At 64.2% G+C, this 2,211-nt stretch carries 1 protein-coding gene and 1 pseudogene; both read right to left on the bottom strand.

Annotation, left to right across the window (positions count from 1 at the left end):
* Positions 1 to 593: pseudogene (locus tag Y704_RS24325) on the bottom strand (hypothetical protein); the annotation flags it as partial.
* Positions 594 to 809: 216 nt separating this feature from the next.
* Complete coding sequence (locus tag Y704_RS0102560; RefSeq protein ID WP_051476618.1) at positions 810 to 2,036, bottom strand: IS110 family RNA-guided transposase; 1,227 nt, start codon at positions 2,034 to 2,036, stop codon at positions 810 to 812.
* Positions 2,037 to 2,211: the final 175 nt, after the last annotated feature.

Below are 2,211 nucleotides of genomic sequence, written 5' to 3'. Positions count from 1 at the left end.
GCGTCCACGCGCCGGATGGTGATGGGACCCAGGTTCGCTGTCATCGCTGCCGTCCCGCTCAGCGCTGCCGTGGTGAACACCAGCTGGGATGAGCCGACCGTGAACGCGGTGCTGGTCGCAGAAACGAGGCCGGCGCTGGAGGCGATGAGGGTGTATCCGGTGCCGGGCTTGTCGATCAGCAGGTTGCTGAACGTTGCGACGCCGTTGGCGTCGGTGAGAGCGCTCACCGTGCCGGAGAGGGTGCCCCCGCTGGGATTCGCGCCCAGGCTCAGGGTGATCTGCCGGTTCGCGGCCGGGACCGCTATGCCCTCTCCGGATTGCAGGGCAACCTTCACCGGTGGAGCCATCACTCCACCGGCGGTTACATCGGCCGGTTGGACAGTGAGGGCGACCTTGCTGGCGGTGAGACTGGTACTGCCGCTGGGTGCGCTTGGCGCTGACCAGGACCTGTGCACTGCGGTGACCGTGTAGGTATGGGGCCCGGCCGTCGGCGGAGAATCAGTGCACGAGATTGCCGTGATAGGGCTCTGGGATGTCGTTCCGCATGCAGCGGCAGCAACCCCATTGGTGGTCCGGATGAGGTAGTACGACATCGGCGTAGGCCCACCCGCCGGGGCGGTCCAGGTCACAGGGACACCCGAAGAGCTCGTTGCGGGAACGGAGACATTCGTCGGGGGGGGTGCCCCTATCTGGTTCGTCAAGTCATTTGGCCGGTTTTCGTGAAGAATTTTTGACCGGCTTGTGGGCACGCCAATGCGGTCCGGGTCGTGTGGGGTTGAACCGGATAGTTTCGGGGCTAGCGGGTTGGTTTAGGCTGCTTGAGTTTCTTGGGCGTGGTAGATGGTCCCGTCGCGCAGCATCGCGAACAGGACATTGCAGCGGCGTCTGGCGAGGGCGATAACGGCCTGGTTGTGTCTCTTGCCTTCGGCACGTTTTCGGTCGTAATAGGCGCGGGAGGCAGGGTCTTTCAGGGCCGCGAATGCCGAGAGGAAAAGCGCCCGTTTCAGGATTTTGTTGCCCTTGCGTGAGGAATGATCCCCGCGGATGGAGGTGCCCGATCTCCAGGTGACTGGGGCAAGCCCGGCGTAGGATCCCAGATGCCCGGCAGTCTTGAATTCCTTGCCGGTGACCTCGGTGAGGATCCGGGCTTCTGTCCTGACACCGACCGCCGGTAGAGACGTCAGGAGGGCGTGAAGAGGGTGGGCCTCCACGATGGCTTCGACCCGTTCCAGTACCTCGGCGCGGGCGGTGCGGGTCTGGGCGAGCATCCGCGCCAGCTGCGGCAGGACAATGCTGGCGGCGCCGGTGCCTGAGACGATGACGGTCTGCTCGTCAAGAGCCGCGAATACCTCGGCTGCCCAGCGTGTGCCGGCTCGTGGGGCGTGCTTGCGCAGCAGGGTTTCCACCCTCGTGTGGCCGGCCCTGCGCAACGCTGCCGGGGTTGGGTATTTGGCCAGCAGCTCCGGCATCGCCTGATGGTCCAAATGCGGGCCGATGACCCGTTCCAGTGCCGGATGGATTTGGGTCAGCAGACCCCGGATCCGATTGGAGGCGGCGGTGGCCTGTTTGGCCAGATCATCATCGAACCCGCACAGCATCGACAGCTCCGCGACCTGCTCATCGGCAACTTCCACCGAGCTCAGGGTATGGGGCATCGTGCGTGCGGCCTCGGCGATGATGTAGGCGTCCCGGGCATCAGTTTTTGCCTCCCCGGGATGCAGGTCAGCGATGCGCCGCATTGCCAGCCCGGGAAGGTATCCGACCAGGATGCCTGCGGCCTGGGCCACCGCGACCGGCAGGGCACCGATGGTCGCCGGCTGGTCCACCACGAAAAGCACACGCCCGTGCCTGGTCAGGGAGCGGATGATCTCCTTGAGCTTGGCCTCATCCTGCGGCAGGGCCTTATCCAGAAGCTTCTTCCCTGACCGGTCCAGGGCAACGGCGTGGTGGTCGCTCTTACCCACATCGACACCGATGAAAACGTCAATGAGTTCATGTTCTTCGATCAACGCGAAACCTCCGAAAATCCTCGTCATGCCAACGGATACGACGGTGCTGGCATGTCCCACGGCTCCAAGGCTCGGCATCCACGTTACGGCCGATCTCGACGGCGGGTTCCCGCCCTTATCCGGCCCCTATTAGCGATATCCCTGGCGCCTATCGAATCCCGGTGACAGCACCCCCCGGATCATCTATGACAGGGGGAATAAA

Origin of the sequence: Arthrobacter sp. Br18 (assembly GCF_000520555.1) — a bacterium.
Classification (GTDB): domain Bacteria; phylum Actinomycetota; class Actinomycetes; order Actinomycetales; family Micrococcaceae; genus Arthrobacter_D.
This window is presented reverse-complemented; position numbering and strand designations above follow the sequence as displayed.